Annotated in this window: 4 protein-coding genes and 1 pseudogene; 4 read left to right on the top strand and 1 reads right to left on the bottom strand. The window is 62.9% G+C overall.

The features are described 5' to 3' along the window. A partial coding sequence (locus VJS90_RS14000; protein ID WP_324122243.1) for an Ldh family oxidoreductase occupies nt 1-761 on the bottom strand: 761 nt, incomplete at its 3' end. A gap of 331 nt (nt 762-1092) precedes the next feature. Here VJS90_RS14000 and VJS90_RS13995 point away from each other — a divergent pair. The 4 genes and pseudogenes from VJS90_RS13995 to garD all read left to right on the top strand — a co-directional run. After that, on the top strand, nt 1093-1905 hold the full coding sequence (locus VJS90_RS13995) for a type 1 glutamine amidotransferase (RefSeq protein WP_324122242.1): 813 nt from the start codon (nt 1093-1095) through the stop codon (nt 1903-1905). Between the two features lie 247 nt (nt 1906-2152). After that, nucleotides 2153-3064, top strand: coding sequence for a 5-dehydro-4-deoxyglucarate dehydratase (gene kdgD / locus VJS90_RS13990; protein WP_324122241.1), 912 nt, complete (start codon nt 2153-2155; stop codon nt 3062-3064). Nucleotides 3065-3169: 105 nt separating this feature from the next. After that, nucleotides 3170-4540 carry an MFS transporter gene (locus VJS90_RS13985; RefSeq protein WP_324122240.1) on the top strand — a complete coding sequence of 457 codons (1371 nt, stop codon included), beginning with the start codon at nt 3170-3172 and terminating at the stop codon, nt 4538-4540. 74 nt (nt 4541-4614) lie between these two features. Continuing rightward, nucleotides 4615-4783: pseudogene (gene garD, locus VJS90_RS13980) on the top strand (galactarate dehydratase); the annotation flags it as partial.

Genomic DNA, 4783 nt, shown 5'->3' with positions numbered 1-4783 from the left:
CCACCGGTCAGCGCCGCGGCGAGCAGTTCGACCATCATCGACAAGGCCGATCCCTTGTGCCCGCCGAAAGGCAGCAAGGCGCCGCCTTCGAGAACAGCCTTGGGGTCACGGGTCGGCTGCCCCTGGGCATCGACACCGGTGCCGGGCGGCAGCTGCTCGCCCTCGCGCGCGGCGATCTGTACGTCACCGTGGGCCATGGCGCTGGTGGCCATGTCGAAGACGATCGGGTCGCCGCCGGCACAAGGCGCGGCGAAGGCGATAGGGTTGGTGCCGAACAGTGGCTTGCGCGCGCCATGCGGCACCACGCAGGTCATGCTGTTGACCACGCTCAGCGCCACCAGGCCCTCGTCGGCGAACGGCTCGACGTCGGGCCACAGGGCACCGAAGTGATGCGAATTGTGGATGGCCAGCACGGCGATACCTGCCTCGCGCACCTTCTCCACCAGCAATGCGCGTGCCGCCGCCAGGGCTGGCTGGGCGAAGCCGCCACCAGCGTCGACCCTGACAAACGCCGGTGCCACGTCCGTGACGATCGGTTGCGCGTGCCCGTCAACCCAGCCGCTGGCCAGGGTCGAGAGATAACCGGGCACCCGGAACACACCATGGCTGTGCGCGCCATCGCGCTGGGCGCTCGCGCAATTGTGGGCGAGCTCGGCGGCGACGCCCTCGGCGCAGCCATGGCGCTGGAAAACGCGCTGCAGCAGCGCCTGCAAGTCGGAAAACGGCAGGCGCACGGGCGCGCCGGCGGTGGATCTGGACATCGGTGGCTCCTTGTTGTCATTGCCGTGCTGGTTATTGCACGGCTGCAAAGAATCAATGCATCGTTAAATATAATTTACCTCTGAACCGGGCGACCCCTTACGCCACTGGGGCCCGATCACCTTGAAGACCCCTGAAACAGCGGATTTACCGCATCGACGGGCTTTCAAGTCGTTTGACATATTAAACGGCTCTGGCAAGCTGTCACTCAGGTTTCGACCGGAAACGGCCGCCAGCATGGCCTTCCGGCAGTGCTCGAAACCTCAGGCGATGCCCGGTTCCAGTTGCATGCCTGCACGACAATGACAGGCGCGGCCTGTCCCAAGGTGACATATGTCCAACAGCAACATTGGCAACAAGAATCAGACCCAACGCAAACCCGTCGTCCTGATGACCATGGGCACCCAGGAGCGCAAGGGTCACGACTACCAGGTCATGACCCACAAGTACATCACCCCGCTGGTCGACTTCGCCGGCTGCGTCCCGGTACTGGTCCCTACCTGCTGTGGCACCGATGCGCTGGAAACCTACCTGGACATGGCCGACGGCGTCTACCTGACCGGCGCCGGCAGCAATATCGATCCGGCGCTCTATGGCCAGGAAAACGAAACCCCAGGCAAAGGCCAGGACAAGGCGCGCGACCTGTTCGACATTCCGCTGGTGCAGCTTGCTCTGGCCCGTGGACTGCCCATTTTCGGCATTTGCCGAGGCATGCAGGAAATCAACGTGGCGCTGGGCGGGGACATCTACCAGAAGGTCTATGCCGTGCCCGGCTTCAACGACCACCGGGAGAACCCGCAAGACCCGGTCGAGGTGCAATACCAGGCCGTCCATGGCGTGAAGATCAAGCCTGGCAGCTGGCTGCGCGAAGCGCTGGGCAGCGATGAGATCCGCGTGAACTCGCTGCATGGCCAGGGCCTGAAGAATCTGGGTGAAGGCCTGGAGCCGATCGCGGTCGCCGACGACGGCCTGGTCGAGGCGATTCACGCACCTGGCCTGTCGCCGTTCCTGTTTGCCGTGCAGTGGCATCCCGAGTGGCAAGCGGCCAGCAACCCGGACTCGATCCGTATCTTCCAGGCTTTTGGCGACGCCTGCCGCCAGCAGGTGCGCAAGGCCCAGGCCAGCAAGCAGCGACAGTCGGCCTGATACCTCATCCCGCAACGCCACACGCGCCCGCTCAGGGCCGGTGGCGCTTTGCGCAGACATACGACAACCTGTCGAAACCCTTGAAAGCCCCGTTATAGAGCCATCCTTACGGCTTTACGCCACTTTCGCCCTTCCCCTTTTCAAAAAATCCTGCGCCAGGGGACTAGTCATCGCTCAAGTTGTACGATAACTTACCTCCACCTTGGTTCTACCCCTTTCTTCCAAGCGCCACAGGATGCCAACAACAATGAATCCACAAGAACTGCAATCCATCCTTTCCCACGGCCTGCTGTCGTTCCCGGTAACCGATTTCAATGCCCAGGGCGACTTCAACCCGGCTGGCTATGCCAAGCGCCTGGAGTGGCTGGCCCCGTACGGCGCCAGCGCACTCTTCGCCGCCGGTGGCACCGGTGAGTTCTTCTCCCTGGCGGCCAGCGAGTACAGCCAGGTCATCAAGACGGCCGTGGATACCTGCGCAGGCTCGGTACCGATCCTTGCCGGCGTGGGTGGCGCGACCCGCCAGGCCATCGAATACGCGCAGGAAGCCGAGCGCCTGGGCGCCAAGGGCCTGCTGTTGCTGCCGCACTACCTGACCGAAGCCAGCCAGGACGGCGTCGCCGCCCACGTCGAGGCCGTGTGCAAGTCGGTGAAGATCGGCGTGGTGGTGTACAACCGCAACGTCTGCCGCCTGAACGCCGCCCAGCTCGAGAAACTCGCCGAGCGCTGCCCGAACCTGATCGGCTACAAGGACGGCCTGGGTGACATCGAGCTGATGGTGTCGATCCGTCGCCGCCTGGGCGATCGCTTCAGCTACCTGGGTGGCCTGCCGACCGCCGAAGTGTATGCTGCCGCCTACAAGGCCCTTGGTGTGCCGGTGTACTCGTCCGCGGTGTTCAACTTCGTACCGAAGACCGCCATGGACTTCTACCACGCCATTGCCCGCGACGACCACGCCACCGTGGGCAAGCTGATCGATGACTTCTTCCTGCCTTACCTGGACATCCGCAACCGCAAGGCCGGTTACGCGGTGAGCATCGTCAAGGCCGGCGCCAAGCTGGCCGGCTACGACGCAGGCCCCGTGCGCACGCCACTGACCGACCTGACCGGCGAAGAGTACGAAATGCTCGCGGCCCTGATGGACAAGCAAGGCGCCCAGTAAGCGTCTGCATCACGCGGCCTGCCCTGTCGCGAGCCGAAGCGGGAAGCCCCCGCTTCGGCATATACCTATAGCCCGCACAAAAATAACTAGTGGGAGTACACCAGCATGCAAGCGACGAAAAAGACGCATGTACGCTACCTGATCCTGTTCATGCTGTTCATCGTGACCACGATCAACTACGCCGACCGCGCCACCATTTCCATTGCCGGCTCCAGCCTGCAGAAGGACCTGGGGATCGACGCGGTCACGCTTGGCTATATCTTCTCGGCATTTGGCTGGGCCTATGTGCTTGGGCAGATCCCCGGCGGCTGGCTGCTCGACCGCTTCGGCTCGAAGAAGGTCTACGCCTTCAGCATCTTCACCTGGTCTCTGTTCACCGTGCTGCAAGGCTTTGTCGGCTACCTGCCGCTGGCCAACGCGATCATCGCCCTGTTCATGCTGCGCTTTCTGGTCGGTTTTGCCGAAGCGCCGTCGTTTCCGGGTAACGCGCGCATTGTCGCGGCCTGGTTTCCGACCGCTGAACGCGGCACTGCCTCGGCCATCTTCAACTCCGCGCAATATTTCGCCACGGTGCTGTTCGCACCCCTGATGGGCTGGATCGTCCACTCCTGGGGCTGGGAACACGTGTTCGTGGTCATGGGCGCGATGGGTGTCGCTTTCTCGCTGGTCTGGCTGAAGGTCATCTACAACCCCAAGGAACACCCGATGATCAGCGCCGAGGAGCTCGATCACATCGAGAAGAACGGCGGCCTGGTCGACATGGACAAACCGCGCGAGTCCGGCAAGAGCGGGCCGAAATGGGGCTACATCAAGCAACTGCTGACCAGCCGCATGATGGTCGGTATCTACCTGGGCCAGTACTGCATCAACGCCATCACCTACTTCTTCCTGACCTGGTTCCCGGTGTACCTGGTGCAGGAGCGCGGCATGTCGATCCTCAAGGCAGGCTTCATCGCCTCGCTGCCGGCGATCTGCGGCTTCATCGGCGGCGTGCTGGGTGGTGTGTTGTCTGATCACCTGCTGCGTCGTGGCCACTCGCTCACCTTCGCGCGCAAGGCACCGATCGTGGTCGGGCTGCTGCTCTCCACCACCATGGTGGTCTGCAACTACGTGGATGCCGAGTGGATGGTGGTCGGCATCATGGCCCTGGCATTCTTCGGCAAGGGCCTTGGCGCGCTGGGCTGGGCGGTGGTATCGGACACCTCGCCCAAGCAGATCGCCGGCCTGTCGGGTGGCATGTTCAACACCTTTGGCAACATTGCCTCGATCACCACGCCGATCATCATCGGCTACATCATCAGCGCCACCGGCTCGTTCAAGTGGGCACTGGTGTACGTTGGCGCCAATGCCCTGGTGGCAGTGTTCAGCTACCTGGTGATCGTCGGCCCGATCAAGCGCATCGAGTTGCGTGATACCCCCAAGGATGATCCCGAAGCATCCGCCTCCAGCAACGAACTGGCAGGCTCGCGTCACTGATTGGACAGTTCGGCGCCCCTCGGGGCGCCGGTTGCAGAATAAAAGCCTGAGAGACTTGCAGAAAGGGCCCGACCATGCAATTGATCGAAACTACCGATTCGCCCCGCTACGTGCGACTGCATGAGCACGATAACGTCGTGGTCGTGGTCAATGACCACGGCCTTGGCGAGGGCAGCCGCTTCGCCGACGGATTGACCCTGATCGAAAGCGTGCCCCAGAGTCACAAGGTCGCCTTGGTGGACA

Source organism: Pseudomonas sp., assembly GCF_035277045.1.
Lineage (GTDB): Bacteria > Pseudomonadota > Gammaproteobacteria > Pseudomonadales > Pseudomonadaceae > Aquipseudomonas.
Note: the sequence above shows the minus strand (reverse complement) of the source record. Positions and strands in the feature narration are given on the sequence as shown.